Here is a 26965-nt window from a genome sequence, read left to right as displayed (position 1 = left end):
GACAGGACAGGACAGCGCATCGTGCCCGACACCATCCGCCGAGCGGATCACCCCTCCGGGAACCGCTACGGCAACCGTCCGACCATGAAGGACGTGGCCGCCCGGGCCGGCGTCGGGCTGAAGACGGTCTCCCGCGTGGTCAACGGCGAACCGGGGGTCACCCCGGACACCGAACGCCGGGTCCAGGAGGCCATCGACGCGCTGGGCTTCCGCCGCAACGACAGCGCCCGGGTGCTGCGCAAGGGCCGCACCGCGAGCATCGGTCTGGTCCTGGAGGACCTCGCCGACCCCTTCTACGGGCCACTCAGCCGCGCAGTGGAAGAGGTGGCCCGGGCCCACGGTGCCCTGCTGATCAACGGTTCCAGCGCCGAGGACCCCGACCGCGAGCAGGAACTGGCGCTGGCGCTGTGCGCACGGCGGGTGGACGGCCTGGTGGTCATCCCGGCCGGGGACGACCACCGGTATCTGGAGCCGGAGATGAAGGCGGGCGTCGCCACCGTGTTCGTGGACCGCCCGGCCGGGAACATCGACGCCGATGTCGTACTGTCCGACAACTTCGGTGGCGCGCGGACCGGTGTCGCCCATCTCATCTCCCACGGCCACCGCCGGATCGGGTTCATCGGTGACATGCCCCGCATCCACACCGCGGCCGAACGGCTGCGCGGCTACCGGGCGGCCATGGAGGACGCCGGGATCCCCGTGGAGGCGTCCTGGATGTCCCTGGGCGCCACCGATCCCGAGCGGGTGCGCCGGGCCGCCGAGGAGATGCTCTGCGGCCCCTCCCCCGTGACCGCCGTCTTCACGGGCAACAACCGGGTCACGGTGACCGTGATCCGCGTCCTCGCCGAGCACGGCCGCCGGGTCGCCCTGGTCGGCTTCGACGACATCGAGCTCGCCGACCTGCTCCGGCCGGGCGTCACGGTCGTCGCCCAGGACGCGGCCGCGCTCGGCCGTACCGCCGCCGAACGCCTCTTCCAGCAGTTGGACGGCACGCTCGTCGCTCCGGAGCGCATCGAGCTGCCGACCCGGCTGATCACCCGCGGCTCGGGCGAGCTGCCGCCGGCGGACTGAGCCACCGGTGAAGGGCCGCACGCTGGAGGAACTCGGCCTGGCCGAGGTACCGCGCGAGGACCCGCTGAGCTATCCGGGCGCCTGGCCGGCCGACTCCGGGCTGCTGCTCGGGGACCGGATGCTGCCGCTCGACCGGCCGGTGCACGAGGACCGGACGCCGGTCGTGGCGGTCGGCTCCAACGCCTGTCCCGGCCAGCTTCGCCACAAGCTGGCCCGGGCCGGGATCACCTCGGCGCTGCCCATGGTCAGGACGCGGGTGACCGGACTCGACGTGGGAGTCTCCGCGCACGTGAGCCGGATGGGCTATGTGTCCGCCTCCCCCGTCCGCGCGCCCGAGGTGTGGCGGGAGTTGTTCGTCATCTGGCCGGACGAGCGGCAACTGGCCGTGATCGACGCCAGCGAGGGCGTGCCGCTGCCCGGGGGCAACTACGCCCGCGCCTGGCTCCCCGCACCGGATGTGCGGATCGAGCCGGCGGACGGCTCCGCACTGCCCGGCGCGTACGTGTACGTCAACCGGCACGGCGTGCTGCACGACGGCACCGGAGCACCGCGTGCCCACCCCGGGCAGCGGGCGCTGCTCACCGAACTGCTGCTGGGATCGGCGCCGTTGCGGGAGCTGTTCGGCGTCACGGCCGAGCAGTTCTGCGCACGGGCACGCGCCGATGCCCGGCTGTGCGCACGGGGCACGCGGCTGTTCGCCGAGCACAAGTGGGTGACGGAGTCCGGGCTCGAACGGTACGTCCGCTGAGGGAGAGGGCTGGGGCCTACCCGGCCGGCGCCGTCAGGCCGCCCCGGCGTGGTGCCGCGAAGGCCTCCAGATCGGCCCGGGTCAGTCCGGTCGGCCGGGTCACTTCTGCCATGTCCAGGGCGCCGCAGTCCAGGCCGCGCAGCAGATAGCCGCTGAGGGCCTTGGCGGTGGCGGGTTCGTCCATGACGTCACCGCCCGCCCGGCCGACGTACCGGGCCAGGCGGGCGGCCGCCTGTTCGAAGCCTTCCCGGTAGAAGGCGAAGACGGCTGCATAGCGGGTGGGCAGGTGTCCCGGGTGCATGTCCCAGCCCTGGTAGTAGGCGCGGGCCAGGGCGCGGCGGGTGAGGCCGTAGTGCAGCCGCCAGGCGTCGTGGACCTTTTCGGTGGCGCCGACCGGCAGGACGTTGGTCGAGCCGTCCGAGACGCGTACGCCGGTACCCGCCGCCGCGACCTGCATGACCGCCTTGGCGTGGTCGGCCGCGGGATGGTCACTGGCCTGGTGGGCGGCGGAGACGCCGAGGCAGGCGCTGTAGTCGAAAGTGCCGTAGTGCAGTCCGGTGGCGCGGCCCTCGGCTGCCTGGATCAGACGGGCGACCGTGGCGGTGCCGTCGGTGGCGAGGACGGCCTGGCTGGTCTCGATCTGGATCTCGAAGCCGATCCGGCCGGGCTCCAGGCCTCGCGTCTTCTCGAACGCCTCGAGAAGCCGGACCATGGCGGTGACCTGTGCGGGATACGTGACCTTCGGCAGCGTCAGCACGAGCCCGTCGGGGAGGCCGCCGGCCTCGGCCAGGCCGGTGAGGAAGACGTCGAGGGTGCGGATGCCCCGGTGGCGCACCGGAGCCTCCAGGGACTTCATCCGGATGCCCATGTAGGGGGCCCCGGTCCCCTTCTCGTAGCCTTCCGTGACGATACGGGCCGCACGGGCCGCCGCCTCGTCCTCCTCGGCGTCGGGGCGGGAGCCGTAGCCGTCCTCGAAGTCGATGCGCAGGTCTTCGACCGGCTCGCGTTCCAGCTTGGCGCGGACCCGGTCGTACACCGGGGCGGCCAGTTCGTCGCCCAGCCCGAGGACGGCGGCGAAGGAGGCGGCGTCCGGGGCGTGTTCGTCCAGGGCCGCCAGGGCCCGGTCGCCCCAGGAACGGACGGTGTCGGCGGCGAGGACGTCGGCGGGGACGTACACGGTGTGCACGGGCTGCCGGGTGCCGGGATCCCCGGGGTAGCGGCGTTCCAGTTCCGCGTCGACCGGGGCGAGGGAGGCACTGATCTCCTCGGTGACGGCACCCGCGAGGCTGGTCGCCACCGGCTCCTGTCGGGCCTGCCCCATGCCACAGCCTCCTGGTTTCCGCCTTACGGAATCAACAATCCGTAGCGCGAAGTTATCGGCGCGTCTTCTCACCGGTCAACACCGCGTCCACGGCCGGAGCCACCGCGTTCACTCCCGACGCCCAGAGATCCTCTGGGCCCTCTTTCGCTGGGCGGCCCACCCCTTCATCCTGATCCATCGGGAGGGAATCACATGCCGGACCCCAGCAGAATGACCCGCCGCGCGGGCCTGAGAACGACGCTGGCCGCCGCGATCACCGTGCCGCTGCTCGGTGCGTTGGCGGCCTCCGCCGCCGGGCAGACCAGCCGTCGTCTGGACGTCATGACGTTCAACCTGCGTGTGGCGGGCACCACCGACCCCAACAGCTGGGCCGTTCGCCGCCCGGTGATGCGGGCGCTGTTACGCCAGGAGGCACCCCACGTCATCGGCACCCAGGAGGGCCTCTACCAGCAGCTGCGCGACATCCACTCCGATCTCGGACCGCACTACGACTGGATCGGCACCGGCCGCCGGGGCGGCAGCCACGACGAGGCCGTGGCGGTCTTCTACGACACCCGGCGCCTGGCTCCCGTCGAGCACGACACGTTCTGGCTCTCCGACACCCCCCAGGTCATCGCCTCGAACACCTGGGGCGCCGCATTCCCCCGTATCGCCACCTGGGTCCGCTTCAGTGATCTGCACGACGGCGGGCGGGAGTTCCACCTCCTCAACACCCACCTCGACCACCGCAGCCAGTACGCCCGCGAACGTGCCGCGGCGCTCGTCGCCCGGCGGATCACGGAACTCGGGCTCTCCAGGCCGTTCCTCGTGACCGGCGACTTCAACTCGGCGGCCCACGGGAACCAGGTCTACGACACTCTGCTGGGCGCCGGACTCGTCGACACCTGGGACGCGGCGGCCGAGCGGAGCGAGGCGTACGGGACCTTCCACGGCTACCAGCCGCTGACCCAGGGCGGCGACCGTATCGACTGGATCCTGGCCGGTCCGGGCGTCACCACGCACCGGGCGGCCGTCAACACCTACGCGCACGACGGCCGGTTCCCGAGCGACCACCTTCCCGTGCAGGCCTCCGTGACCCTGGGGTGAACGAAGACCCCCGTGACCGGCGCGGTCACGGGGGCCTCGGACAGCCTGGCGGCGATCAGCCCTTGCGGGCCTTGATCTCCTCGGTGAGCTGCGGGACGACGTCGAACAGGTCGCCGACGACGCCGTAGTCGACCAGGTCGAAGATCGGGGCCTCGGCGTCCTTGTTGACCGCCACGATCGTCTTCGAGGTCTGCATACCGGCGCGATGCTGGATGGCGCCGGAGATGCCGTTGGCGATGTAGAGCTGCGGCGAGACCGACTTGCCGGTCTGGCCGACCTGGTTGGTGTGCGGGTACCAGCCCGCGTCCACCGCGGCGCGCGAGGCGCCGACGGCCGCGCCGAGGGAGTCGGCCAGCGCCTCGATGATCGAGAAGTTCTCGGCGCCGTTGACGCCGCGGCCACCGGAGACCACGATCGCGGCCTCGGTCAGCTCCGGGCGGCCCGTCGACTCACGCGGCGTACGGCCGGTGACCTTGGTGCCGGTGGCCTTGTCGGAGAAGGACACCGACAGCGCCTCGACGGCGCCGGCGGCCGGGGCGGCCTCGACGGACGCGCTGTTCGGCTTGACCGTGATGACCGGGGTGCCCTTGATGACGCGGGACTTGGTGGTGAAGGACGCGGCGAACACCGACTGAGTGGCCACCGGGCCCTCGTCGCCGGCCTCGAGGTCCACGGCGTCGGTGATGATGCCGGAGCCGATGCGCAGCGCCAGACGGGCGGCGATCTCCTTGCCCTCGGCGGAGGACGGGACGAGTACGGCGGCCAGGGAGCCCCCGGCGGACACCACCTCGACGGCGGCCTGCAGGGCGTCCACCTTCGGGACGACCAGGTAGTCGGTGTACTCGGACGCCTCGTGGGTGAGGACCTTCACCGCGCCGTGCTCGGCGAGGGCGGCGGCGGTGTCGGCGGCGCCGTTGCCCAGCGCGACGGCGACGGGCTCGCCGATGCGGCGGGCCAGCGTCAGCAGCTCCAGGGTGGGCTTGCGGACGGCACCGTCCACGTGGTCGACGTAGACGAGGACTTCAGCCATGGGATTGCTCTCCTGCGAAACGAAGTTGCGGGGCGGTCAGCGACTCAGGGGGCCTAGATGAACTTCTGGCCCGCGAGGAACTCAGCGAGCTGCTTGCCGCCCTCGCCCTCGTCCTTGACGATCGTGCCGGCCGTGCGGGCCGGGCGCTCGTTCGCGGCCTCGACCTTGGTGAAGGCACCGTCCAGGCCGACCTCCTCCGCCTCGATGTCGAGGTCGGACAGGTCCCAGGACTCCACCGGCTTCTTCTTGGCGGCCATGATGCCCTTGAAGGACGGGTAGCGCGCCTCGCCCGACTGGTCGGTGACGGAGACGACGGCCGGGAGCTGCGCCTCGAGCTGCTCGCTGGCGGCGTCACCGTCACGGCGGCCCTTGACGGTGCCGTCCTCGACCGAGACCTCGGACAGAAGCGTGACCTGCGGGACGCCCAGACGCTCGGCGACCAGCGCCGGTACGACGCCCATGGTGCCGTCGGTGGAGGCCATGCCGGAGATCACCAGGTCGTAGCCGGCCTTCTCGATGGCCTTGGCCAGCACCAGGGAGGTGCCGATGGCGTCGGTGCCGTGCAGGTCGTCGTCCTCGACGTGGATCGCCTTGTCGGCGCCCATGGACAGCGCCTTGCGCAGCGCGTCCTTGGCGTCCTCCGGGCCGATGGTCAGCACGGTGACCTCGGCGTCGTCGGCGTCCTCGGCGATCTGCAGGGCCTGCTCGACCGCGTACTCGTCCAGCTCGGAGAGCAGACCGTCCACGTCGTCCCGGTCGACGGTCAGGTCATCGGCGAAGTGCCGGTCGCCAGTGGCGTCGGGCACGTACTTCACAGTGACAACGATCCTCAAGCTCACGCCGGCTCTCCTACTGCATCGTCATTTCCGGTCTGCCTCTTGCAGGCAGCATAGGCGCCTCAAGCGGCCGGTCCCGGTCGGGGCGACCGCGCGCTCCGAACGAAATATTACTCGTCAGTACACTCAGTTCGTTCCCGCTGAGCAAGCGCTTTGAACTGTGACCTTCGCAACGCAGCGTAACCGGAATCGGACCGCTTCGCAGGAGGGGGCGGCGTGATCAATCCCGCAGACCGCTGAAGCCGCCCTGGTGGTAGAGCAGGGGGCGGCCGTCGCCGGTGGGGTCGCCGAGGAGGACTTCGGCGAGCACGATGCGGTGGTCCCCGGCCGGGACCCGCCCGACGATCCGGCAGACCAGCCAGGCCGGCACGTCGTCCAGCACCGGCACCCCTTCCGGGCCCTCGCGCCAGGCCGTGGGCGCGCCGAACCGGTCGGCGCCGCTACGGGCGAAGGTGGCGGCCAGCTCCTGCTGGTGTTCGCCGAGTATGTGGACGCCGACGTGGTCGGCCTGCGCCAGCACGGGCCAGCTGGAGGCTCCGGTGCCGATGCCGAAGGAGAGCAGCGGGGGCTCGGCGGAGACGGAGGCGAGGGAGGTGGCGGTGAAGCCGACCGGGCCCGCGTCACCGGCGGCGGTGATCACCGCGACGCCTGCGGCGTGCCGGCGGAAGGTGGCGCGCAGGAGGTCGGGCGAGGCGAGCTGGATGGTGCCGAGATCGGGCGTGGCCGTCATGGAGTTGTCCTTCTCCGGGAGGTGGCGTGGGGGTCCGTCGTTGCTCAACAGCCCGGACAGCGCGCGCTCGCGGTGCGGGCCAGGTCGACGTGGACCCGTCCGAAGAGAAGGAGTTCCGTAGGCATACGGCCAGGCTGACGATGGTTGGCACGCGCAGTCAAGTACGTCCCGTGATCCGGGAGGTGCCTCGTCCTCCTGCGTCCGGCCGTCACACGGCCTCCCCGAGCGCGGCTATCACATCGGCCTTGCGCGGCTGGCCGGTGGCACGCCGCACCACCCGGCCCTCGGCGTCGAGCACCAGTACGGTGGGGGTCTTCAGGATCTCCAGCTCGCGCACGAGGTCCAGACGGGCCTCGGCGTCGATTTCGACATGGGTGACGCCGGGGACCATCCCGGCGACCTCGCCGAGCACCCGCCGGGTCGCCCGGCAGGGCGCGCAGAAGGCGCTGGAGAACTGTACGAGCGTTGCCCGCTCGCCGAGTTCGCCGCCCAGCTCGGCCACCCCGAGCCGCTTGCCGTCGTCCCGCCCGCGCACCCGCACTCTCCCGCTCCGTCGCCGCTGCAGCACTCCGTAGGCGCCCGCCACCGCGAGCGCCGCGACGCACACCACCAGTCCGGTCATCACCTGCACAAGCATTCACGAGACTGCAAAGATTCCCGCCTCCCCGGTGGGTTTCCCATGCGGAATGCTTGATTCATGGACATCGACGTGAGGGGGCCGCGCTTCGGCGCTGCCGTGACGACCGCAGTGCTGGCGGTGGTGCTCGTCACCGGGAGTGCGTGGCTGCTGGCCTGGCAGACCCTGGCGTTCGCGCTGGGCGCGGCCGGGGGCGTGACCCGGTCGCCGTACGGCCTGCTGTTCCGGAAGGCGGTGCGCCCGCGGATCGGCCCGCCGGCCGAGTTCGAGGGACCTGAACCGCCGCGGTTCGCGCAGGCGGTGGGCCTGGTCTTCGCGGGACTCGGTCTGGTCGGGTACACCCTCGGGCCCGAATGGCTGGGACTCGCGGCGACGGGCGCGGCGCTCGCCGCGGCCTTCCTGAACGCGGCGTTCGGTTACTGCCTGGGCTGCGAGATGTTCCTGCTCATCCGGCGAGTCACGGTACGTACGCAGTAAAGGGGACTTAAAGGGCCGAGGTGGATCATAGGCCGACGTGACGAGAATCTCGCCGCGGCGGGGCGTCAGGGCTGGCTCCCCAACCGTTCTTCGGGCACGATCTGCGAGACGCCGTAAACCTACGGCTGCGTAACCTCCCGCCGGGAGCCCCCTTTCCCAGGCAGAGCAGAAAGGGCCCACCCCGCCCATGGCAGAGCTGGTCTACCGTCCCGTCATCGGTCTCGCCCAGACGTTGTTCAAGGCCTGGGACCTCAAGATCGACTGCAGAGGGTCGGAGAACATCCCGCGCGCGGGCGGCGCCGTGCTGGTGAGCAATCACATCAGCTACCTTGACTTCGTCTTCAACGGCCTGGCGGCGCTGCCGCAGAAGCGGCTGGTGCGCTTCATGGCGAAGGAGTCCGTCTTCCGCCACAGGATCTCCGGCCCGCTGATGCGCGGCATGAAGCACATCCCGGTGGACCGCAAGCAGGGCGAGGCGGCGTACGCACACGCTCTCGACTCGCTGAAGTCCGGTGAGATCATCGGCGTCTTCCCGGAGGCGACGATCTCGGAGTCCTTCACCCTGAAGAGCTTCAAGTCCGGTGCCGCGCGCCTGGCCCAGGAGGCGGGTGTGCCGCTGATCCCGATGGCGGTGTGGGGTACGCAGCGGCTGTGGACCAAGGGTCACCCGCGCAATCTCAAGCGCAGCCACACCCCGATCACCATCCGCGTGGGCGAGGCGTTGGAGGCCTCCCGCGAGCAGTACGCGGGCGCCATCACCCGCCGACTGCGCGAGCGCGTCCAGGAGTTGCTGGAGGCGGCCCAGCGCGCCTACCCCGGCCGCCCGAAGGGCCCGGAGGACTCCTGGTGGCTCCCGGCCCACCTCGGCGGCACCGCCCCGACCCCGGAGGCACTCAAGGCCGCAGAGGCCCACTGAGCCGACGCCGAGCCCGACGCCGCTCCGGCACGGCCGGGTCGGCGACCGCGGTGGATCAGGCCCGCGGCAGGGCGTTCACCGGCCCCGGCTCGTGCGCGGTGACCTGTGCGCCGGGGCTGTACTTCTCCAGCAGGTCGACGAGTTCGGCGGCCGCTGCCACCACTTCGGTGACGGGCATCGGGGCGAGGCTCTCCAGCAGGAAGATGCCGGAGGTGGTCTCCTCGGTGAGCCGGGTACGGGGGCCCTGACGCCAGTTCCAGCGGCGGCAGGTGACGCCCGCATCGTCGCACCACACCACCTCCCCCGCATCGGGGTGCTCGACGGTCCGCTCGCCCCCGGCGACGGTGACGAAGTCCTCGTCACCCGCGGCGCGGATCAGCCGCATCCCGCCCTCGACACGGTCGAGGTCCTCACCGCCGACGGGGATCAGGTGGGCGACGCTGACGGCGTTGTAGAGGTCGACGAGCAGGTTGATCCTGGGCAGTCCGGCCTCGGACAGCGCCCTCCTGGCCAGCGCCTCGGCCGAGTTGCGGGTGCGGGAGGGCTTGGAGCCGAACGCCGAGTAGACCTCGCGCCAGGCGGCCATGTGCGGGTCCTCGTGGGGAGCACGGCCGTCCAGGCGGGCCGCGAGGCGGCGGGCCGCGTCGTCCAGGAGCGCCGAACTCCCCTCGGTGCTCGGTCCGCCGACGAGGCCGTGCGCCTCGATCGCGACATGGGTGAAGCCGGGCGCGAGGGCCCGCACTTCGTCGGCCACGGTGAGCGTGAGAGTCATCTGCCTCGCCTCAGAGTGCGGTGGGGAGCGTCTGCCACAGATACGGCCGGTCCGGCGCGGCCTTCAGTGCGGCGAGCACGACCGGATGAGGTTCAGCATACAGGACCGGATAGTCCATCTCATTGGACTCCGGATCGGGCGCAAAGGCCAGCCGCTCCTCGTTCAGGGAGAACTGCGCGTCCACGCCGGGTTTGTTGCCGCGCGGGTCCTGCCGGTGCCAGGCGCCGTTGAAGCGCACGGCGACCAGGCCGTGAACCGTCTCGAACTTCTGGTAGCAGAGCGCCGTGGGGATGTCCTCGGCCCGCAGCAGGGCGGCTGGCGCGTGCGCCTTGGCGTAGCGGACGCCGGTGCCCTGCTCCAGCACGTCCGAGGCGCGCCAGGTGACCCGCGGGTCACCGGCGTCCCGGGCGAGCCGCGCGGCGGTCCTCCGGACCAGCGGATGGTGGTGGTCGATGGCCTCGTCGGCGGCGAGATAGGCCGAAAGGTCGGGAACCTCCTGGATCAGCTCCATGCCCGCAGAGCATAGAAATGCGATCACCCGATGGTCAATGACTTTTCAGGTGACCGCATATCTATGCACACTTGGACAGATCTAGCCCGCCATCTCCTCCTTGACGGCCGCCACGAACGCGTCCACGTCCTCCTCCGTGGTGTCGAAGGAGCACATCCACCGGACCACGCCCGCGGCCTCGTCCCAGAAGTAGAACCGGAACCGCTTCTGCAGGCGCACGCTCGCCTCGTGCGGGAGCCGGGCGAAGATCCCGTTGGCCTGGACGGGATAAAGGATCTCCACGCCGTGCACCGCCCGCACGCCCTCCGCCAGCCGCTCGGCCATCTCGTTGGCGTGGCGGGCGTTGCGCAGCCACAGATCCCGGGCGAGCAGGGCCTCGAACTGCACCGACACGAAGCGCATCTTCGAGGCGAGCTGCATGGACATCTTGCGGATGTGCTTCATCCGGCGGACGGCGTCCTGGTTGATGACCACGACCGCCTCGCCGAACAGCGCGCCGTTCTTCGTCCCGCCCAGCGAGAGGATGTCGACCCCGACCGCGTTGGTGAACGTCCGCATCGGAACGTCCAGGGAGGCCGCCGCGTTGGCCAGCCTCGAGCCGTCGAGATGCACCTTCATGCCGTGGGCGTGGGCGTGGTCGCAGATCGCGCGGATCTCGTCCGGCGTGTACACGGTGCCCAGCTCCGTGCTCTGGGTGATCGACACCGCCTGGGGCATGGCCCGGTGCTCGTCCTCCCAGCCGTACGCCTGCCGGTCGATCAGCTCGGGGGTGAGCTTGCCGTCCGGGGTGGGCACGGTGAGCAGCTTCAGGCCGGCCATGCGCTCGGGGGCGCCGCCCTCGTCGACGTTGATGTGCGCGCTCTCGGCGCAGATCACCGCGCCCCAGCGGTCGGTGAGCGCCTGGAGCGCGACGACGTTCGCGCCGGTGCCGTTGAAGACCGGGAACGCCTCCGCCGTGGCACCGAAGTGACTGCGGATGATCCGCTGGAGGTGCTCCGTGTAGTCGTCCTCGCCGTACGCGACCTGGTGGCCGCCGTTGGCCAGGGTTATGGCGGCGAGCACCTCGGGGTGCACCCCCGCGTAGTTGTCGCTGGCGAAACCGCGGACCTGCGGGTCGTGATGGCGACGGGCGTCGGTCCTCGGGGGGTTCACGGCTTCTCGGTCAGCCACAGACGGTGTCCGTTCACTTCGGCGGCGGGCTTGCTCCAGACGTCCACGATGGCCTCGGCCAGGTCCTTGACGTCGGTGAAGCCCGCGAACTTCGCGTTGGGGCGTTCGGCGCGCATCGCGTCGTGCACCAGCGCCTTCACCACCAGGATGGCAGCCGCCGACGTCGGCCCCTCGGCGCCCCCGGCCTTCTTGAAGTAGTCACCGAGGGCCAGGGTCCAGGCCTCGGCGGCGGCCTTGGCCGCGGAGTAGGCGGCGTTGCCCGCGGTCGGCTTGCTGGCGCCCGCGGCGCTGATCAGCAGGTACCGGCCGCGCTCGCTGCGCTGCAGCGCCTCGTGGAAGGCCAGCGAGGTGTGCTGCACGGTCTTGACGAGGAGCAGCTCCAGGAAGTCCCAGTCGTCGAGGCTGGTCTTGGTGAAGGTCTCACTGCCGCGCCAGCCGCCGACGAGGTGGACGAGGCCGTCGACGCGGCCGAAGTCCTTCTCGATGTGCGTGGCCCAGTCGCGGGTGGACTGCAGGTCGAGCAGGTCCACCGTGTCCCCGGTGACGGTGGCGCCGCCCCCGGCGTAGCGGGCGGCGTCCACGGCCTCGGAAAGCCGCTCCGGGTCGTTGTCCGCCCCGACGACGGTCGCGCCCGCCTCGGCCAGCCTGCGCAGCGCGGCCCGGCCGGCGGGTCCACCCGCACCCGCGACCGCGATCACCGCACCGCTGAGAGCCCCGTTCCCCATTTTCTTCGCCTCCTGCTGAGCGGTGTTCGTACGGTCGCTCACGCGGCGACCCTCTCGGCGCTGTCCGCCGTGATGCCCTTGGTGGAGGCGATCACGTTCTTCAGCTTCTTGGACAGTGCCTCATAGAACATGCTCAGCGGAAACTCGTCCGGAAGCACGTCATCCACCAGCTTGCGCGGCGGCTGCGTGAGGTCCAGGGCGTCCGGACCCTTGGCCCACCTGGAACCCGGGTGCGGGGCGAGGTAGGTGGAGACCAGCTCGTACCCGGCGAACCAGTGCACCAGCTTCGGACGGTCGATGCCGTCCTTGTACAGCTTCTCGATCTCGGCGCACAGCTGGTTGGTGACCTGCGGGGCACGCTCCCAGTCGATGGAGAGCTTGTTGTCGGTCCAGCGGACGACGTCGTGCTTGTGCAGGTAGGCGAAGAGCAGCTGGCCGCCGAGCCCGTCGTAGTTGCGTACGCGCTCGCCGGTCACCGGGAAGCGGAACATCCGGTCGAAGAGCACCGCGTACTGCACGTCACGGGCCTGCGGGACGCCGTCCGCCTGGAGCCCCACGGCCTCCTTGAAGGCGGTGAGGTCGCAGCGCAGCTCCTCCAGGCCGTACATCCAGAACGGCTGGCGCTGCTTGATCATGAACGGGTCGAAGGGCAGGTCGCCATGGCTGTGGGTGCGGTCGTGGACCATGTCCCAGAGCACGAAGGCCTCTTCGCAGCGCTTCTGGTCGTGGACCATGGCGGCGATGTCCTCGGGCAGTTCGAGGCCGAGGATGTCGACGGCGGCCTCGGTGACCCGGCGGAAGCGGGCGGCCTCGCGGTCGCAGAAGATGCCACCCCAGGAGAATCGTTCCGGCGCCTCGCGCACGGCGATCGTCTCGGGGAAGAGCACGGCGGAGTTCGTGTCGTACCCGGAGGTGAAGTCCTCGAACTTGATGCCGCAGAACAGCGGGTTGTCGTACCGGGTGCGCTCCAGCTCGGCCAGCCAGTCCGGCCAGACCATGCGCAGCACGACCGCCTCCAGGTTGCGGTCGGGGTTGCCGTTCTGCGTGTACATCGGGAAGACGACCAGGTGCTGCAGGCCGTCCGCACGGTTAGCGGCGGGCTGGAAGGCGAGCAGCGAGTCCAGGAAGTCCGGCACGCCGAAGCCGCCGTCGGCCCAGCGGCGCAGGTCCGCCACGAGGGCCTCGTGGTAGGCGGCGTCGTGCGGGAGCAGCGGGGACAGTGCCGTGACGGCGTCGATCGCGCGGTGGACCACGCGGGCGGCCTCGGCCGGGTCCGGCGCGCCGTCGGCCTCGAAGTCGATCGATCCATCCTTGGACTGCCATGGCCGAATCTGCTCCACGGCATCCTTGAGCGCAGGCCAAGCAGGGTGCTCGATGACCCTGGCCACGGAAGGAATCCGCTCCTCCGAACCCACCTGCACAAGAATTTCCGTCATGTCCCATCCTCCACGGGAGAACCTCGCGTAAGGACACCGTACGCATACAGCGTTTCTCCCAGCAAGTAGGGAAGCGGGAAATTATCCCGCCACAACCCATGGTCACCGCTCTTTTTCCTGTCTGACATCGCGTCAGCGCACACTTCCGTTGCGGGCGAAGGTATGGACGACACCGGACGGGGTAGAAGCACCGACCGTGCGGATCCAGCCAGTCGGTCAATCGCCGGGTCCGGCCGTCACCCCAGACGCGCGTGTACGTGGGGGTCCAACCCGAGGCCCGGCCACTAGGCTGCGAGCCTGCCGCGTGGACAGCGACGTCCGTCCGGTCCGCGCGTGCGACGAGCCGCCGTCGACGGAAGCGAGTTGGACCTTGAACTTCCTTACCATCGGTCACCGCGGGGTCATGGGTGTCGAGCCCGAGAACACCCTCCGTTCCTTCGTCGCCGCGCAAGCGGCCGGCCTCGACCTGATCGAACTCGATCTGCACCTGAGCAAGGACGGTGCCCTCGTCGTGATGCACGACGAGGACGTGGACCGCACGACCGACGGCACCGGCGCGATCGCCGAGAAGACCCTCGCCGAGCTGCGCGCCCTGGACGCGGGTGACGGCGAGCGGGTGCCGGTGTTCGAGGAGGTCCTGGACGCCGTGAAGGCGCCGCTGCAGGCGGAGATCAAGGACGTCGCCGCGGCCCGGGCACTGGCCGAGGTGATGCACCGGCGGAACCTGGTCCCCCGGGTGGAGGTGTCCTCCTTCCACGACGAGGCCGTCGCCGAGATCGCCCGTCTGGTGCCCGGTGTCCGCACGGCACTGATCGCCGGCCGGTACGGCACCGACGTCGTGGAGCGGGCCGTGGCGGCCGGCGCCGCCACCGTCTGTCTCAACATCCGCCGGCTGACCCTGGAGATCGTCGAGCACGCCCGCAGGGCGGACCTGAGGATCATCGGATGGGTGGTCAACACCCAGGACCACCTGCGGCTCGTGCGCGCCCTCGGGCTGGACGGCGCGACCACCGACTACCCGGAGATCAAGCGCACGGGCCGCTTCACCGCGTGACCGGCCCGCCGGAACGATTATGCGAGCGGCTTGACCAGGAGCTCGAACTGCAGGTCGTCCCGTTGCGGGACACCGAAGCGCTCGTCGCCGTACGGGAAGGGCGTCATCCGCCCCGTACGGCGGTAGCCGCGGCGCTCGTACCAGGCGATCAGGTCGTCGCGCACGGAGATCACCGTCATGTGCATCTCCGCGACGCCCCAGCTCTCACGGGCCTGCCGCTCCGCCTCCGCGATGATCACCTTGCCCAGGCCCGCGCCCTGCAGCACCGGGCTCACCGCGAACATGCCGAAGTAGGCGTGGTCGCCGCGGTGCTCGAGCTGGCAGCAGGCGACGACCCTGCCGTCCCGCTCGACCGTCAGCAGCCGGCTGTCCGGCGCCTTGATGACCTCCAGCACCCCTTCCGGGTCCGTCCGCTGCCCCTGGAGGATGTCCGCCTCGGTGGTCCAGCCGGCCCGGCTGTCGTCGCCCCGGTAGGCCGACTCGATCAGCGCGACCAGCGCGTCCACGTCGGCGTCGGTGGCATCACGGAAGATCAGTCCAGCAGCGGCGGTGTCCATGGCGAAACGTCTCCTATCTCTGGCGCGGCAGGGCAGAACGAGGGCAAGCCTGCCACTACCCTCCGGGTGCATGGTGCACGTACTCAGCAGCCGGACACTCCTGCGCCCGACCGACCCCGAACGCTCCCGGGACTTCTACCAGCGACAGCTCGGGCTGGCCGTCTACCGCGAGTTCGGTACGGGGCCCGAGCGGGGCACCGTCTACTTCCTCGGCGGCGGCTTCCTCGAGGTCTCCGGACGGTCCGAGACCCCGCCGTCGCCGGCGGTACGGCTGTGGCTCCAGGTCGCCGACCTCGCGGAAACCCACCGGGAACTGCTCGAGCGCGGTGTCGAGATCGTCCGGCCGCCGCTGAAGGAGCCCTGGGGGCTGGTGGAGATGTGGATCGCGGACCCGGACGGGGTGCCGATCGTGCTGGTGGAGGTGCCGGCCGATCACCCGCTGCGGCACCGGCCGGGCATCTGACCTCCCTCAGCGCGGCCGGTGCTCCCAGCCGCGGTCCGTGCGGGTCAGTTCGCGAAAGCCCGCCGTGCGCAGTAAGGCGAGCCGGGTGTGGTCCTCGGCGGGTTCGTAGGCGAGGAGGCGGTCGACGCCGGACAGGCGCAGCCAGTCCGCGGCGTGGCCCAGCAGCCACTGTTCCCACCCGGATCCGTACCGTGCCGGGTCGACGTGCAGGTTGCCGACGTCCGCGAGCCCGGCGGCGCGGGCCTGGCGTTCGGGGCGGGCGAGAGAGGTGTCGACCTCGACGAAGCCGACGCGCTGCCCGGCCTCGCACGCGGTGAGGCGGGTGCCGCACTCCCCGACCGTCCGCTCGACGGTGACGCCGGGGCGGGGTTCGGGGCGGGGCAGCTCGGACACCTGCGCGATCAGGATCACCTCGGTGGGCCCGGTGTGCCGGAAGCCGGCGCGCTCGTAGACGGATCGGACGTGCGGCCAGTTCCGGGGCAGGCCGTAGACCGCTGGGGCGGGCAGATCACCCGAGGCGCGACTGACGCGGACCTGCCAGCGGGCGAGCTGGGCGAGGCAGGCGGCCATGAGCAGGTCGGCGGCCTTGTCGGTGCCCGGACGGAAGGAGGCCGGCGGATGCCACAGGAACCAGGTGATCTCGCCGGCGTCGCGGAAGTCGGCGCCGACCTCGGCGTCGGAGCGGTAGCGCAGCAGATGGGCCGCGGCCACGAGGTGCCGGCGCAGTTCGGCGACGAGGGTGACCCGCTCCGCGACCCACGGGTCGGTGACGCATTCGTCCGGCTGCCGCTCGAGGCTGCTGAGCACGGTGTTCACGGAGACGGACACACCGGGTACGACGGCGGCGGCATGGGCGTTGACCAGCTCGGTCAGCTGGTCGCGATCGTCGCGGCGGAAGGGGCGTACCAGGGACATGCGTGACCTCCGGTCCGGGGCGTGATCGGGAGGCCGCCATGCGATGCGGTACGGGCCGAGCGTACGTCGGTGCCGACGGCCCCCGCGAGCGGTTTCCGGACGTCTGGGCGCTCACGCCAGCGGTGTCACCGTCACCTGGTCGATGACCGGGGCGTGCGCGGAGCGCTGACCGTGGGCGTTCCGGCCGGTGCCGTCGAAGTCGGGGAGTTCGTCGGCGGTGACGAGGACGGTGTTGGCGCCCGCGCGCAGGGTGACGGGGACAGAGAGCTCGAAGAAGTTGTTGAAGTGGAAGGTGGTGGGGAAGAGCACGCGCTGCGCGGGGGCCTCGTTCACGGTGAGGTCCGCGTGGCGGCAGACCGGGTCGGGGTTGTAGTGGGTGGCGGGCGGCTGCTCGCCGTTGGAGTAGCGGATGGTCAGCGCGTGCCGTCCGGCGCGCTCCGCCGTGACGGTCAGGGTGAGCGCGTTCGCCGGTCCGCGGCCGATGCCGTCCACCGCCTTGCCGCCGGTGGCGAAGGTGTGGGCGCCGGTGACCTGCGCCCTGCCGGTCAGTACGCCTTCCTCGGCCGGGTATGCCGTGGTGGGCAGCAGACCGCGGGACGGCCCGACCAGCAGCCGGTCCAGCACGAGCCGGCCCGTGGTGCCGGTGACCGTGATCTTGTTGATGCCGCCGGACAGGAAGAGCGGCACGGCGGAGCGTTCGACCGGCCCGATCTCCTCGCCGTTCACCGTGAGCAGTCCCTCCCCCGGTCCGAGGAGGTCGACGGTGACGCTCGCCTCGCCGTCGGCGGGGGCGTGCACCCAGAAGGTTGCGGTGCCCCCGCGGGGCAGGACGACGGCGCCGGGTCCGGAGGCGCCGCGGTGCGTGTGGTCCACGTGTGCCCCGCCCCCGAGCGAGGCGTACTCGGCGTCGTACAGCGCGGGCGCGGTCACGTGCTCGTCGCGCAGGACCAGGTCCAGCCGGTCGACGACCGCGTCGCCCCGGGTGACTCCCAGGTCGGCGTCGCGGGCGGCCAGGGTGAGGGTGTGGCGGCCCGCGGTCAGCTCCACCCGGGTGTCGGTGCGGCCCCAGACCGCCCACTTGTAGCCGAGGGGCAGCCGCAGTTCCTGCGGTTGTACGCCGTCGACGCGCAGGAAGACGTTGGTGGGGCCCTGTTCGCGCACCCCTTCGGCGAGGTTGTGGGAGTTCGCGAGGACACCGACCTCGTACGTCCCGTCGCACGGCACCTCGACGTCGAAGGCGAGGACCAGGTCGGAGCCGGTGCGCAGGCCGCCGACGTGGTGGCCGCCGGAGGTGGCGAACTTCTCGACGTCGGCCGGGGAGCCCTCGGGCCCGTGCACGACGTGTCCGTCACCGGTGTGCGCGGCGTCCTCCGCCTCGTACGAGCGACGCCAGCCGATCGAGGGCGGCGCCGGAACGGCCCCGTTGCCGCCGGGCGAGAGGATCACCTGGTAGGCGGACATCTCCTGCAGCTCGGGCAGGCCCAGGGTCACCTTGCCGTCCTTGACGGGAAGTTCGAGGTCGGCGAGCCGCAACGGCTGTGCCGAGGCGCCCACCTGTCCCGTCCACGGGATCTCCAGCAGCCGTAGGTGCACGAACGTGCCGAACGTCTCCGCGTCCACACCCGTGAAGACCAGCTCCGCACCGCCGCTTCCGCCGCCGAAGAGCACCCGTGCCTGCCGCTTGTCCCGGTCGAGGGCGGCGAGGCCCTGGAGGGTGTACTGCACGTTGGGCTGCGGGGCGGTGACCTGGACCGTGTGGCCGGTGAGCCCGCCGTAGGCGTTGAACAGCCACCACTGGCCGTTGCCCTTGTTTGCCTCGACCGCGGAGTCGTTCAGGTTGCCGTCGATGTTCCAGTACGCCATGTCGGCGTCGACCTTGGACTCCTCCAGGGCGGCGATCCACTGCACCATCTGGCCGGGCACGGACAGGTGGTAGTTGTGGGCGTACTCGTTGATGTTGACCGGCAGCGGGCCGATCCCCAGCTCACGCTCCAGCTGACGGTATCTGGCGACGTTCCTGCGGATCTCGTCCGGTGACGACAGCTCGTGCCAGGTCACCACGTCGGGGAGGACGCCGTGGTCGCGGGCGAACTCCAGGAAGCCCCGGACCTCTTCGTACAGGATGCAGGTGTTGGGTCCGGCGATGCGCGCGTCGGGGTAAAGGCCCCTGATGAGCTCGCACATGTCCCGCCACGCGGCGAAGTAGTGGGTGGGGTCGTCCCGCCAGGAGACCGTGTCGTAGCTCCACTCGCCCGTGCCGAACATGTTGCCCTCGGGCTCGTTGAAGGGCACGTACACCACGTGCGACTTCAGGGGGCCGAGGGTCAGCACCTGCTCGACCTGGCGGCGGACCCGGTCCCGGAAGTCGGCCAGCCGTTCCTCGCCCGTGGCGCCGGGCCACTCGTAGGGGAAGCCGCGATAGATGTCGGTCATGTAGACGTACACGTCCCGGCCGCCCGCCGCGACGAAGGACGGCAGGATCTCCAGGGCGTCGGCTCCCGGGTGCTGGGTGCCGTCCTGGGCCTTGGTGGCGACCGTGCGGACATGCATGCCCTCGACGACGTTGCGGCTGGGCACACCCTCGCCGTACAGCCCGTACAGGGTGCCGCTCGCGCCGCCGTGGACGGGCCCGGTGTCGGTGCCGAGGTCGACGGTGAGCGTCTGGGCGGCGGAGGTTGCGGTGGTCACGGCACGTCCTGTTCGTCATTTCGTACATCAGTCGGCAAACCGAACGTGTCGACCGTAGGGATCACTCCGGGCCCGCGTCAACGGTCGCGACGACCGCGTCTCAGGCGCCCAGCGCACCCATCCCTCGGGACGGGTCGGCAGCCCTGCCGGCAGGGCCGCCCGTGGGTGTCGCCGCGGCACGCCCCCGCCTGCCGTGCTCCACGGAGTGCTCCCGTGCACCCCGATGCGCTCGCGTGCGCACCGTACGGACGGGGCATCGCATCCCTCGACCGACAGTGGAGCGCGGAGGTGCGCGTGCACGGACCGACTTCGCCCGGCTGGCTGCTGGTCGCGCTGTGCGCGGCGACCGGGGCCTACTGTCTGCTGCGGATGCGCAGCAGCGTCGAGGAGCAACGCCGTGCCGCGGGCGGCGAGGCGCTCATGGGCTTCGGCATGGCCGCGATGGCCGTGCCGGGCGAGGCGTTCAGCCCACCGGCGTGGACCTGGCCGCTCTACGCGGCCGTGTTCGGTGCGGCGGCGCTGCGTGCCCTGTGGGCCGCGCGCGGCAGCCCGCACCATCTGCATCATCTGGTGGGCAGCGCGGCCATGGTCTACATGGCGGTCGCGATGTCGGCCTCCCCCGCATCCCCGGGCTCCCCCGGATCGCACCACGCGCACGGCGGCACGGGGGTCCCCCTGCTGACGGGTGTGCTGCTGCTCTACTTCACCGGCTACGTGCTGATCGGCGGAGTCCGCCTGGTCCCCGCCCCCGCCGCGGCCGGCCCACGGACCGTCCGCTGGGGCGACCGGCCGGAGCTGGCACGGGCGTGCCGGCTGTCCATGGGGATCGCGATGGTGGCCATGCTGCTGACCCTCTGAACACGCCGTGGCCTCGTGCGGCGCGGGCGTTGCCTGCGTCACTTTGCCGCGGCGGACCGTACCGCTCGGTAGCGTGCCGCTCCTAGAGTGCTGCCCATGATGGTCCCCGCGGCACTGCTGCTGCTCGGCGTCCTGGCCGCCGTCGCCGGCCCACGGCTGCTCGCCCGGGCGGACTGGACGGACCGTGAACCGGTGGTCGCCCTGTGGGCGTGGCAGTGCGTCGTCGCGGCCGTCCTGTTGTGTTGCGCGTTGTCGATGACGCTCAGCGCCGCCGCTGCCTGGCAGGCGGTGCGGGGGCACGTGTTCGCTTCGGCGCCGAGGGGTGTCGTGGACGCCTACGCCTTCGGCACGGCCGGGCGCTGGGCGGCGGGGACCGCGGTCGCGCTGGCGTGCGGCGGGCTGTGGAGCGCGGCGATGCTGGTCCGCGAGGTGGCGCTGGCCCGCACCCGGCGGCTCCGGAGGCGGGCAGAACTCCTGGTGCGCGCACCGCTGTTGCCCGGTGAGGAGCCCTCGGGAGGCCGTCTGGTCGTGCTGGAGGGCGAGCGTCCGGACGCCTGGTGGCTGCCGGGCGCCACCCCACGACTGGTCGTCAGTACGGCCGCGTTGCGCCGGTTGAAGGGGCGGCAGCTGGACGCCGTCCTCGCCCATGAGCAGGGACACGCGCAGGCCCGCCACGACTGGCTGCTGCACTGCTCGGCCGCGCTGGCGGGCGGCTTTCCGCAGATCCCGGTGTTCGCCGCGTTCCGTGACGAGATGCACCGGCTGGTCGAACTCGCCGCCGACGACACGGCCTCCCGCCGCTTCGGCCGCCTGACGACCGCGCTGGCTCTGGTGGAACTCAACGAGGACCGGGGCGTCTTCGGCCCCGGCCCCACCCGGCACGCCCACGTTCCGCAACGCGTGCACCGCCTCCTCACTCCCCCGGACCGCCTCACGGCCGTGCGCCGCCTGCGCCTGACCGCGGCGGCGGCCGTGCTACCGGTGATCCCGGTGCTGGTGGCCGTGGTGCCGGGGCTGCGGGCATTGGGGTGACGCGCGGGCCCGCGCGATCGGACCGGCCCGGGATTGGCCTCGTCCCGTCTGCTTCGGCGAAGATCGCAGTATGGCCCACCCGTCCCTGGAGTCCCCGCCCCGCCCGCGGGAGTACCGCGCGGCCGCCCTCACCGCCACGGTCCTCGCGCTGTGTTCCGCGCTCCTGCTGACGCTGGTCGCGAGCAGATGGCATCCCCTGGTGGCCCTGGACGGGGACGTGTCGCGCACCACCCACCGGTGGGCGGTCGAGGAGCACGGTGTGACGCGCACCTTCCGCATCCTGACCGACTGGTTCTGGGACCCGCTGACGATGCGTCTGGGATGCGCGGCGGCCGCGGTGTGGCTGGTGTGGCGCCGCTCGGCGTGGTGGACGGCCGTGTGGCTGGCGGTGACCTGCGCGGTGGCCGCGGTGGTGCAGCAGGCCCTCAAGGACGCCGTCGGACGTCCCCGTCCGGTCTGGCGGGACCCCGTCGACTCCGCCCACTACGCGGCGTTCCCCTCGGGCCACGCCATGACCGCCACGGTGGTCTGCGGTCTGCTGTTGTGGCTGCTCCACCGCTTCGGCGCCGAACGCGCCCTGTGGCGTACGGCCCTCGCCCTCGCCGTCCTCTCGGTGGCGGGCGTCGGCCTTACCCGCGTGTGGCTGGGTGTGCACTGGCCGTCGGACGTGGTCGGCGGCTGGCTGCTCGGGGCGCTCCTGGTGGCGCTGGCGATCGCGGCGTACGAGTCGCCGTGGGGCGCTCGGGCACGCTCTCGCTGACGTCCGCGCGGACGCGGGCCGGCCGCGCGGCGGGTGAGCGAGGCGCGAAGACGTCGTACGGAGGCGCCGGCACCACCACGGTCAACTGGGCGCCGTCGGCGTCCTGCCGCGGCCGCGGGAGCGTCCGTGCCGCAGCAGCACCCCGGCACTCGGGAAGCGGCCACCCCCGCACGCGAAGCCTCCTCCTGCGCCGGCCGGCAGACGAACTTCGGCGGGGACCGTGGCCGCACGTCGCGGGATGCGCGCCGGTGAACGGGCGGCCACGGGCGTCGACGAAGCCGAGCGGCCGGTCCGCCGGCATGTCCGGCCCTCGTTCGAGCCGCACGCCCGGTCGGTCCGCGACGCGGCCGCCCTCATGCGCCGCGACCGCCCTCCTCGGCCGTGAACGCGCGGGTAGAGTCCGGCGCATGACCGCCGTCCTCTTCGACTTCTCCGGGACCCTGTTCCGTGTCGAGTCCACCGAGTCCTGGCTGCGCGCCGTACTGGCCGAGGCCGCGCTGGAGCTGCCCGAGCGCGAACTGGCGGAGACGGCACGCGCGTTGGAAGCCGCCGGGGCGCTGCCCGGCGGGGCCGCCCCGGTCGAGCTGCCGGCGGAGCTGGCCGGACTGTGGGCGGTCAGGGACGAGAGCGCCGCGCTGCACCGGGCCGCGTACACCGGCCTGTCCCGCCGGGTGCCGCTGCCCGATCCGGGGCTGCACGACGCGTTGTACGACCGGCACATGTCCCCGCGGGCCTGGGCTCCGTACCCGGACGCGGCCGCGGTGCTGCGCACCCTGCGTGAGCGCGGGATCCCCGTGGGCGTGGTCAGCAACATCGGCTGGGACCTGCGCCCGGTCTTCCGGGAACATGGCCTCGACGCGTACGTCGACACCTACGTGCTGTCGTACGAACACGGTGTCCAGAAGCCCGACCCGCGGCTGTTCGCCACGGCCTGCGAGGCGCTCGGAGTCGACCCTCCGGGCGTGCTGATGGTCGGCGACAGCCGGCCCGCGGACGGCGGTGCGGCGGCCCTCGGGTGCCGGGTGCACTTCGTGGACCACCTGCCGGTGTCCGAGCGCCCGGACGCCCTGCTGCCGGTGCTGGACCTGGTGGACATGCCGAGCCGCCCGCCTGAGACGATCCCCCGCGTCGCCCCAGACGGACGGCAGCCCTGAGCGAGCCCCGCGCGAAGCGGTGCCCGGTACGTTGAGTATAGTTGGCTGGCAGCCAGTCAACGCAGGAGTTACAGCATGTCCCCGCGCAGCGCCTCGGTCAATGAAGAGTTGCGGCGGCGTTCCCGGGAACGGCTCCTGCAGGCCGCGGTCGAGCTGGTCGGTGAGCACGGGTACGAGGCCACGACCTTGGGCGACATCGCGGACCGGGCGGGCTCGGCACGCGGACTGGTGTCGTACTACTTCCCCGGCAAACGCCAGCTCGTGCAGTCCGCCGTGCACCGGCTGATGCACCGCACGCTGGAGGAGGCGCTGGAGCGCGAGCCGCGCACCGACGACGGGCGGGAGCGGCTGGCGCGGGCCATCGACGCGATCCTGGGCCTGGCCCGGGACCGGCCCGTGCTGATGCGTCAGCACATGGCCGGGCTCCTGCAGGCCGAGGGCCTCGTCCCGTGCCCGGATCAGCGGCGCCTGTCCGAGCTGCTCGGCGACACGGTCGCCAGGTACGGCTCCCATGACGTCCGGGCCGACTATCCCCTGCTGCGCGCGCTGCTGATGGGCGCGGTGTACGCGGCGCTGGTCCCGGGCGTGCCGATGCCGATCCCGACGCTGCGGGACGAGCTGTTCAAGCGTTACCGCCTGGACTGGGAGCTGGGCGTCCCGCCCGGGGCCCAGACCGCCGAGGGTCAGTGCGAGAAGGATCTGTCCCGGTTCTTCGCGACGGAGGAACGGGGCGCCGCCCGCTGAGGCGCGTCACTCCATCGGCTCTGTCCGGGGAGTCGTCCCGGTGGGATGCTGGAGCCATGCGTGTCGCCGTCGTCGGCTCCGGGCCGAGCGGGTGTTACACCGCCCAGAGCCTGGTCCAGCTGGATTCCGAGGTGTTCGTCGACGTACTGGACCGCCTGCCGTGTCCGTATGGGCTGGTGCGCTACGGGGTGGCCCCGGACCACGAGAAGATCAAGTCGCTGCAGGGCAGTCTGCGGACGGTGCTGGAGCACGACCGGGTGCGGTTCCTCGGGGGCGTGCGGGTCGGCGGGCCCGGCGGGGTGCCGGTGCGGCGGCTGCGGGAGCTGTACCACGCGGTCGTGTACTGCGTGGGCGCCGCGACCGACCGGCACCTCGGCATTCCGGGTGAGGAGCTGCCGGGCAGCTGGTCCGCGACCGAGTTCGTGGCCTGGTACAGCGCGCATCCCGATGCGGTCGAGGCCGGTTTCCTGACCGGGGTCCGGTCGGCCGTGGTCATCGGCGTGGGCAACGTGGCGGTGGACGTCACCCGGATGCTGGCCCGCGGCGTGGCGGAACTCAGCCCGACGGACATGCCGCAGGCGGCGCTGACCACGCTGGCGGCGAGCGGGGTGCGGGAAGTCCTGATGGTGGGCCGACGTGGCCCCTCCCAGGCCCGCTTCACCACCAAGGAGCTGCGCGAGCTGGGCAGCCTGCCCGGCACCGAGGTCACCGTGGACCCGGCCGAGCTGGCACTCGACCCGGCGTACGCCGACCCGTCCGGGCTGCCCGCGGCGCAGCGGCGCAACGTGGAGGTGCTGCGCGGCTGGGCGGAGCGACCGCCGGCGGAGGCGGCGCACCACATCCGGCTGCGCTTCTGCCTGCGCCCCGTCGAACTCCTCGCCGAGGGCGGACGCGTGGGCGCGGTGCGCTTCGAGAGGACCGCGCCGGACGGGCGGGGCGGTGTCACGGGCACCGGCCGGTTCGAGGACGTGGCGGCCCAATTGGTGCTCCGCTCGGTCGGCTACCGCGGAGTGCCCCTGGAGGGCCTGCCGTTCGACGCGGCGAGCGGCACAGTGCCGAACGTGCGGGGCAGGGTGGTGCGCGGGTCCGCCGTGTCGCCGGGTGAGTACGTGGCCGGCTGGATCAAGCGTGGCCCCACGGGCGTCATCGGCACCAACCGCCCGTGCGCCAAGGAGACGGCGGCCTCCCTGCTCGCGGACGCCCCCGCCCTCGCCCGCAGGGCCGTCCCGGACGATCCCGCCGCGGTGCTCCGGGCGGCCGGGATCGAGCCGGTGCCGTGGGCGGGCTGGCAGGCGATCGAGCGGGCCGAGGCGGCGCTCGGGGCCTCGCTCGGGCGGAGCGTGGTCAAGCTGGCCGACTGGGAGTCACTGCTGGCGGCTGCACGGACGGCGACGCCCTGAGAACCGGGCCCCACTGATGACCGGGCGCCTGCGACCGGTTGCCAGGGAACGTCTTGCCGATCATGTGTCGAGCCAGACGGGTGTGCTGGCCGGGGTGATCGCGGCACTGTAGCGCCGGGCTGTTTGTCATAGCGGGTGGCGATGCCGCGCCATTGCTCTCGAGCGCGGCCTTTGATCGACGGCCGGTTCACGCCGTTGCAGCAGCTCGGCGGCGGGGGTCTGGGAGTGGTCTGGCGGGCGTACGACACCGCCCTGACCGGGAGGTGGCGCTGAAGGAAGTCCGCCCCGCCGATCCGGCGACCGCCGCCGCGGACCCCGAGGGCGCCCGCACGATGCGCGAGCGGGTCCTGCGCGAGGCGCGGACCCTGGCCCGCCTCCAGCACCCCCACGTGATGACGATCCACCACATCATCGACACCGCCGAGTACCCGCATCCCTACCTGGTGATGGAACGGGTCCACGGCGGAAGCCTCGCCGACCGCCTCGCCTCCGGCCCGCTGAGTCTGCCCGAAGCCGCCCGCATCGGCCGCGGCGTGCTGGCCGCCCTGCGCGCCGCCCACGCCGGCGGGATCCAGCACCGCGACGTCAAACCCGGCAACATCCCGTTCCGCAGCGACGGCACGCCGGTACTCACCGACTTCGGCATCGCCACCCTGCACGACGCGACCGCGCTCACCATGACCGGATCGCTCGTCGGCTCCCCCGAGTACATGGCCCCCGAGCGGATCCGCGGCCACGAAGGCGGCCCCGCCTCCGACCTGTGGTCCCTGGCCATGACGCTCTACGTCGCACTCGAAGGCCACCACCCGCTGCGCCGCCCGAGCACGCGTGCTTCTGTCTGCCCTGACGGCCATCTGCACAGGTGCAGCCTGTCGTCACCGTTCCGTCACAAGTAGTCGCCGCACGGAACCCTGCCGCTCTCCCGCCCCGTCTGCACTCACGTACCACGACCACCGCGGGGCAACAACCGACGACCGAAACCCGCGGACGAGACGACTCAGGGGGACGACAGCATGCGTCACAACAACGGCATTCGCAGGGCGGCTCTGGCGACGACGGCGGTCACGGCCGTCGCGGCGGCGGTGACCGGCATCCTGCCCGGCACCGCCATGGCGGCGAGCACCACCACCTCCACCCCGCCGCCCGCCTGCCCGGCCTCCGCCCTCCAGGTCAGCGCCTGGCAGGCCGTCCACCGGCCCGTCGGGACCGGGACCGGGGCGGCGGTCGTGCAGTTCACCAACGTCTCCCGGAAGACGTGCGTCCTGAAGGGCCATCCGACGGTCGCGGGCGCCGGCAACGGCTCCCCCGCCCACAACACCCCGCTCACGGTCACCCCCACCGGCAAGGCGGCCACCGTGACGGTCCGGCCGCACGGCAAGGCGTGGGTGAAGCTGACCTTCGTCCAGGTCCAGGGGGAGGCCGACGGCTACTGCGTGTCGGGCAAGGCCCCGGTGACGTATCCGACGATGGTCATCGGGCTGCCGCACTCCGGGAAGCACCAGGTCGCCCTGAACGACGGGGTGTGGGCCGAGTGCGACAACAAGGTGACCGTCACCCCGGTCTCGGCGGTCAAGCCTTCCTGACCCCCAGGTCCCCACAAATCGAGCAGCCTGCATGACGATAGCAAGGCTATGACCTACACGTTTACGAGGAACTGCACATAAGTGCAGGTCAGCGACTCAGCACACCGAAGGTGCGCTGAGTCGCTGACCTGCGGTGATCGCGGTCAAGATCCAGTGGCACGGGACAGGCCGCACCGGCTTGGTCGGCCTCATGGTCGAGTCAATGGCGGGCCGCCGCCCTGCTCATCTCGCTCGGCGACAACCCTGAGCGACTCGCCAGTGAGGCGTCCTTCGCAGCCTATGTGCCGTCTG

The 26965-nt window shown here is 71.8% G+C and carries 27 protein-coding genes and 1 pseudogene; 15 read left to right on the top strand and 13 right to left on the bottom strand.

Annotated elements, in window-relative coordinates; translation table 11 throughout:
- Nucleotides 1–21: 21 nt before the first annotated feature.
- Both ACFY0F_RS08220 and ACFY0F_RS08215 read left to right on the top strand, forming a co-directional pair.
- On the top strand, nucleotides 22–1071 hold the full coding sequence (locus ACFY0F_RS08220) for a LacI family DNA-binding transcriptional regulator (RefSeq protein WP_388790705.1): 1050 nt from the start codon (nucleotides 22–24) through the stop codon (nucleotides 1069–1071).
- A gap of 7 nt (nucleotides 1072–1078) precedes the next feature.
- Entirely contained in the window at nucleotides 1079–1819 is a 741-nt protein-coding gene (locus ACFY0F_RS08215) for a hypothetical protein (protein ID WP_388790703.1), read from the top strand.
- Between the two features lie 16 nt (nucleotides 1820–1835).
- Here the strand turns inward: ACFY0F_RS08215 and ACFY0F_RS08210 are convergent, their stop codons facing one another.
- The gene (locus ACFY0F_RS08210) at nucleotides 1836–3140 is read right to left on the bottom strand and encodes a DUF6986 family protein (RefSeq protein ID WP_388790700.1); all 1305 of its coding nucleotides are present in this window, start codon (nucleotides 3138–3140) and stop codon (nucleotides 1836–1838) included.
- 192 nt (nucleotides 3141–3332) lie between these two features.
- Between ACFY0F_RS08210 and ACFY0F_RS08205 the strand changes: the two genes are divergently transcribed.
- A complete protein-coding gene (locus ACFY0F_RS08205; protein WP_388790697.1) occupies nucleotides 3333–4226 on the top strand; it encodes an endonuclease/exonuclease/phosphatase family protein in 894 nt (297 codons plus the stop codon).
- A gap of 55 nt (nucleotides 4227–4281) precedes the next feature.
- Here ACFY0F_RS08205 and ACFY0F_RS08200 read toward each other — a convergent pair whose 3' ends face one another.
- The 4 genes from ACFY0F_RS08200 to ACFY0F_RS08185 all read right to left on the bottom strand — a co-directional run bounded on the left by ACFY0F_RS08200 (nucleotide 4282) and on the right by ACFY0F_RS08185 (nucleotide 7444).
- The gene (locus ACFY0F_RS08200) at nucleotides 4282–5256 is read right to left on the bottom strand and encodes an electron transfer flavoprotein subunit alpha/FixB family protein (RefSeq protein ID WP_388790695.1); all 975 of its coding nucleotides are present in this window, start codon (nucleotides 5254–5256) and stop codon (nucleotides 4282–4284) included.
- A gap of 53 nt (nucleotides 5257–5309) precedes the next feature.
- Nucleotides 5310–6095, bottom strand: a complete 786-nt coding sequence (locus ACFY0F_RS08195) for an electron transfer flavoprotein subunit beta/FixA family protein (protein ID WP_388790693.1) — start codon at nucleotides 6093–6095, stop codon at nucleotides 5310–5312.
- 217 nt (nucleotides 6096–6312) lie between these two features.
- The gene (locus tag ACFY0F_RS08190; RefSeq protein WP_388790690.1) at nucleotides 6313–6822 is read right to left on the bottom strand and encodes a flavin reductase family protein; all 510 of its coding nucleotides are present in this window, start codon (nucleotides 6820–6822) and stop codon (nucleotides 6313–6315) included.
- Between the two features lie 208 nt (nucleotides 6823–7030).
- Nucleotides 7031–7444 (bottom strand): TlpA family protein disulfide reductase, encoded by a 414-nt coding sequence (locus tag ACFY0F_RS08185; protein WP_388791323.1) that lies wholly within the window; start codon nucleotides 7442–7444, stop codon nucleotides 7031–7033.
- 75 nt (nucleotides 7445–7519) lie between these two features.
- Between ACFY0F_RS08185 and ACFY0F_RS08180 the strand changes: the two genes are divergently transcribed.
- Together ACFY0F_RS08180 and ACFY0F_RS08175 are read left to right on the top strand one after the other, a co-directional pair.
- A complete protein-coding gene (locus ACFY0F_RS08180; RefSeq protein WP_388790688.1) occupies nucleotides 7520–7936 on the top strand; it encodes a DUF4395 domain-containing protein in 417 nt (138 codons plus the stop codon).
- A gap of 187 nt (nucleotides 7937–8123) precedes the next feature.
- Nucleotides 8124–8852, top strand: a complete 729-nt coding sequence (locus ACFY0F_RS08175) for a lysophospholipid acyltransferase family protein (protein WP_388790685.1) — start codon at nucleotides 8124–8126, stop codon at nucleotides 8850–8852.
- A 55-nt stretch (nucleotides 8853–8907) separates the two neighbouring features.
- On the opposite strand, the gene ACFY0F_RS08170 is transcribed toward ACFY0F_RS08175, so the two are convergent.
- The 5 genes from ACFY0F_RS08170 to ACFY0F_RS08150 all read right to left on the bottom strand — a co-directional run bounded on the left by ACFY0F_RS08170 (nucleotide 8908) and on the right by ACFY0F_RS08150 (nucleotide 13466).
- On the bottom strand, nucleotides 8908–9624 hold the full coding sequence (locus ACFY0F_RS08170) for a B3/4 domain-containing protein (RefSeq protein WP_388790682.1): 717 nt from the start codon (nucleotides 9622–9624) through the stop codon (nucleotides 8908–8910).
- 10 nt (nucleotides 9625–9634) lie between these two features.
- On the bottom strand, nucleotides 9635–10135 hold the full coding sequence (locus ACFY0F_RS08165) for a transglutaminase (protein ID WP_388790680.1): 501 nt from the start codon (nucleotides 10133–10135) through the stop codon (nucleotides 9635–9637).
- A gap of 81 nt (nucleotides 10136–10216) precedes the next feature.
- Nucleotides 10217–11287, bottom strand: a complete 1071-nt coding sequence (locus tag ACFY0F_RS08160) for a threonine aldolase family protein (RefSeq protein ID WP_388790678.1) — start codon at nucleotides 11285–11287, stop codon at nucleotides 10217–10219.
- Nucleotides 11284–12030 (bottom strand): SDR family NAD(P)-dependent oxidoreductase, encoded by a 747-nt coding sequence (locus ACFY0F_RS08155; protein ID WP_388791321.1) that lies wholly within the window; start codon nucleotides 12028–12030, stop codon nucleotides 11284–11286. The genes ACFY0F_RS08160 and ACFY0F_RS08155 overlap by 4 nt, the downstream gene beginning before the upstream one ends.
- Nucleotides 12031–12068: 38 nt before the next feature.
- Nucleotides 12069–13466, bottom strand: a complete 1398-nt coding sequence (locus ACFY0F_RS08150; RefSeq protein WP_388790676.1) for a DUF6421 family protein — start codon at nucleotides 13464–13466, stop codon at nucleotides 12069–12071.
- 370 nt (nucleotides 13467–13836) lie between these two features.
- Here ACFY0F_RS08150 and ACFY0F_RS08145 point away from each other — a divergent pair, with 370 nt between their 5' ends.
- Nucleotides 13837–14520 (top strand): glycerophosphodiester phosphodiesterase, encoded by a 684-nt coding sequence (locus tag ACFY0F_RS08145; protein ID WP_388790673.1) that lies wholly within the window; start codon nucleotides 13837–13839, stop codon nucleotides 14518–14520.
- A gap of 17 nt (nucleotides 14521–14537) precedes the next feature.
- Here ACFY0F_RS08145 and ACFY0F_RS08140 read toward each other — a convergent pair whose 3' ends face one another.
- Nucleotides 14538–15077 carry a GNAT family N-acetyltransferase gene (locus ACFY0F_RS08140; RefSeq protein WP_388790670.1) on the bottom strand — a complete coding sequence of 180 codons (540 nt, stop codon included), beginning with the start codon at nucleotides 15075–15077 and terminating at the stop codon, nucleotides 14538–14540.
- 70 nt (nucleotides 15078–15147) lie between these two features.
- Here ACFY0F_RS08140 and ACFY0F_RS08135 point away from each other — a divergent pair, with 70 nt between their 5' ends.
- The gene (locus ACFY0F_RS08135) at nucleotides 15148–15540 is read left to right on the top strand and encodes a VOC family protein (RefSeq protein ID WP_388790668.1); all 393 of its coding nucleotides are present in this window, start codon (nucleotides 15148–15150) and stop codon (nucleotides 15538–15540) included.
- A 6-nt stretch (nucleotides 15541–15546) separates the two neighbouring features.
- On the opposite strand, the gene ACFY0F_RS08130 is transcribed toward ACFY0F_RS08135, so the two are convergent.
- Nucleotides 15547–16455, bottom strand: coding sequence for an N-acetyltransferase (locus ACFY0F_RS08130; protein WP_388790665.1), 909 nt, complete (start codon nucleotides 16453–16455; stop codon nucleotides 15547–15549).
- Nucleotides 16456–16566: 111 nt separating this feature from the next.
- Nucleotides 16567–19143 (bottom strand): cellulosome protein, encoded by a 2577-nt coding sequence (locus tag ACFY0F_RS08125; RefSeq protein ID WP_388790664.1) that lies wholly within the window; start codon nucleotides 19141–19143, stop codon nucleotides 16567–16569.
- 294 nt (nucleotides 19144–19437) lie between these two features.
- Here ACFY0F_RS08125 and ACFY0F_RS08120 point away from each other — a divergent pair, with 294 nt between their 5' ends.
- From ACFY0F_RS08120 to ACFY0F_RS08085, 8 genes and pseudogenes are all read left to right on the top strand, one after another.
- Nucleotides 19438–20001, top strand: coding sequence for a DUF5134 domain-containing protein (locus ACFY0F_RS08120; protein WP_388790661.1), 564 nt, complete (start codon nucleotides 19438–19440; stop codon nucleotides 19999–20001).
- Nucleotides 20002–20097: 96 nt separating this feature from the next.
- A complete protein-coding gene (locus ACFY0F_RS08115) occupies nucleotides 20098–21033 on the top strand; it encodes a M56 family metallopeptidase (protein ID WP_388790659.1) in 936 nt (311 codons plus the stop codon).
- A 70-nt stretch (nucleotides 21034–21103) separates the two neighbouring features.
- Nucleotides 21104–21793, top strand: coding sequence for a phosphatase PAP2 family protein (locus tag ACFY0F_RS08110; RefSeq protein WP_388790656.1), 690 nt, complete (start codon nucleotides 21104–21106; stop codon nucleotides 21791–21793).
- 407 nt (nucleotides 21794–22200) lie between these two features.
- The gene (locus ACFY0F_RS08105; protein WP_388790654.1) at nucleotides 22201–22947 is read left to right on the top strand and encodes an HAD family hydrolase; all 747 of its coding nucleotides are present in this window, start codon (nucleotides 22201–22203) and stop codon (nucleotides 22945–22947) included.
- Between the two features lie 75 nt (nucleotides 22948–23022).
- Complete coding sequence (locus ACFY0F_RS08100; RefSeq protein WP_388790652.1) at nucleotides 23023–23691, top strand: TetR/AcrR family transcriptional regulator; 669 nt, start codon at nucleotides 23023–23025, stop codon at nucleotides 23689–23691.
- A gap of 56 nt (nucleotides 23692–23747) precedes the next feature.
- Nucleotides 23748–25091: an FAD-dependent oxidoreductase gene (locus ACFY0F_RS08095; protein ID WP_388790649.1), complete on the top strand. Its 1344-nt coding sequence runs from the start codon at nucleotides 23748–23750 to the stop codon at nucleotides 25089–25091.
- Between the two features lie 141 nt (nucleotides 25092–25232).
- Nucleotides 25233–25925, top strand: a pseudogene (locus ACFY0F_RS08090) (serine/threonine-protein kinase); the annotation flags it as partial.
- A 179-nt stretch (nucleotides 25926–26104) separates the two neighbouring features.
- Nucleotides 26105–26674: a DUF4232 domain-containing protein gene (locus ACFY0F_RS08085; protein WP_388790646.1), complete on the top strand. Its 570-nt coding sequence runs from the start codon at nucleotides 26105–26107 to the stop codon at nucleotides 26672–26674.
- Nucleotides 26675–26965: the final 291 nt, after the last annotated feature.

This window comes from Streptomyces sp. NPDC001544, from assembly GCF_042894285.1.
In the GTDB taxonomy this organism is placed as follows: Bacteria; Actinomycetota; Actinomycetes; order Streptomycetales; family Streptomycetaceae; genus Streptomyces.
The sequence above is the reverse complement of the archived record's forward strand: the minus strand, read 5'-3'. Positions and strand labels throughout refer to the sequence as shown.

What these genes read in the sequence shown, in the direction of transcription:
- ACFY0F_RS08210 (WP_388790700.1), bottom strand. Translation starts at nt 3,140, where the DNA reads ATGGGGCAGGCCCGACAGGAGCCGGTGGCGACCAGCCTCGCGGGTGCC.
- ACFY0F_RS08205 (WP_388790697.1), top strand. Translation starts at nt 3,333, where the DNA reads ATGCCGGACCCCAGCAGAATGACCCGCCGCGCGGGCCTGAGAACGACG.
- ACFY0F_RS08200 (WP_388790695.1), bottom strand. Translation starts at nt 5,256, where the DNA reads ATGGCTGAAGTCCTCGTCTACGTCGACCACGTGGACGGTGCCGTCCGC.
- ACFY0F_RS08190 (WP_388790690.1), bottom strand. Translation starts at nt 6,822, where the DNA reads ATGACGGCCACGCCCGATCTCGGCACCATCCAGCTCGCCTCGCCCGAC.
- ACFY0F_RS08185 (WP_388791323.1), bottom strand. Translation starts at nt 7,444, where the DNA reads ATGACCGGACTGGTGGTGTGCGTCGCGGCGCTCGCGGTGGCGGGCGCC.
- ACFY0F_RS08180 (WP_388790688.1), top strand. Translation starts at nt 7,520, where the DNA reads ATGGACATCGACGTGAGGGGGCCGCGCTTCGGCGCTGCCGTGACGACC.
- ACFY0F_RS08175 (WP_388790685.1), top strand. Translation starts at nt 8,124, where the DNA reads ATGGCAGAGCTGGTCTACCGTCCCGTCATCGGTCTCGCCCAGACGTTG.
- ACFY0F_RS08170 (WP_388790682.1), bottom strand. Translation starts at nt 9,624, where the DNA reads ATGACTCTCACGCTCACCGTGGCCGACGAAGTGCGGGCCCTCGCGCCC.
- ACFY0F_RS08165 (WP_388790680.1), bottom strand. Translation starts at nt 10,135, where the DNA reads ATGGAGCTGATCCAGGAGGTTCCCGACCTTTCGGCCTATCTCGCCGCC.
- ACFY0F_RS08155 (WP_388791321.1), bottom strand. Translation starts at nt 12,030, where the DNA reads ATGGGGAACGGGGCTCTCAGCGGTGCGGTGATCGCGGTCGCGGGTGCG.
- ACFY0F_RS08150 (WP_388790676.1), bottom strand. Translation starts at nt 13,466, where the DNA reads ATGACGGAAATTCTTGTGCAGGTGGGTTCGGAGGAGCGGATTCCTTCC.
- ACFY0F_RS08140 (WP_388790670.1), bottom strand. Translation starts at nt 15,077, where the DNA reads ATGGACACCGCCGCTGCTGGACTGATCTTCCGTGATGCCACCGACGCC.
- ACFY0F_RS08135 (WP_388790668.1), top strand. Translation starts at nt 15,148, where the DNA reads ATGGTGCACGTACTCAGCAGCCGGACACTCCTGCGCCCGACCGACCCC.
- ACFY0F_RS08130 (WP_388790665.1), bottom strand. Translation starts at nt 16,455, where the DNA reads ATGTCCCTGGTACGCCCCTTCCGCCGCGACGATCGCGACCAGCTGACC.
- ACFY0F_RS08115 (WP_388790659.1), top strand. Translation starts at nt 20,098, where the DNA reads ATGATGGTCCCCGCGGCACTGCTGCTGCTCGGCGTCCTGGCCGCCGTC.
- ACFY0F_RS08110 (WP_388790656.1), top strand. Translation starts at nt 21,104, where the DNA reads ATGGCCCACCCGTCCCTGGAGTCCCCGCCCCGCCCGCGGGAGTACCGC.
- ACFY0F_RS08105 (WP_388790654.1), top strand. Translation starts at nt 22,201, where the DNA reads ATGACCGCCGTCCTCTTCGACTTCTCCGGGACCCTGTTCCGTGTCGAG.
- ACFY0F_RS08100 (WP_388790652.1), top strand. Translation starts at nt 23,023, where the DNA reads ATGTCCCCGCGCAGCGCCTCGGTCAATGAAGAGTTGCGGCGGCGTTCC.
- ACFY0F_RS08095 (WP_388790649.1), top strand. Translation starts at nt 23,748, where the DNA reads ATGCGTGTCGCCGTCGTCGGCTCCGGGCCGAGCGGGTGTTACACCGCC.
- ACFY0F_RS08085 (WP_388790646.1), top strand. Translation starts at nt 26,105, where the DNA reads ATGCGTCACAACAACGGCATTCGCAGGGCGGCTCTGGCGACGACGGCG.